At 64.8% G+C, this 219-nt stretch carries 1 protein-coding gene; it reads left to right on the top strand.

The window, feature by feature from the left end:
- Window positions 1-16 precede the first annotated feature (16 nt).
- The coding region (locus B1A78_RS23395; protein ID WP_218668030.1) for a hypothetical protein at window positions 17-219 on the top strand (203 nt) is incomplete at its 3' end.

Here is a 219-nt window from a genome sequence, read left to right as displayed (position 1 = left end):
GCAGACGCGGATGCAGATGCGGATGCTGACGCAGACGCAGACGCAGACGCAGACGCGGATGCTGATGCAGACGCAGACGCAGACGCCGATGCTGACGCAGACGCGGATGCCGATGCTGACGCAGACGCGGATGCCGACGCAGATGCAGATGCAGATGCAGACGCTGATGCGGACGCAGACGCAGATGCCGACGCAGATGCCGACGCTGATGCGGACGCT

Source organism: Sphingopyxis sp. KK2 (assembly GCF_001990265.1).
Lineage (GTDB): Bacteria > Pseudomonadota > Alphaproteobacteria > Sphingomonadales > Sphingomonadaceae > Sphingopyxis.
Note: the sequence above shows the minus strand (reverse complement) of the source record. Positions and strands in the feature narration are given on the sequence as shown.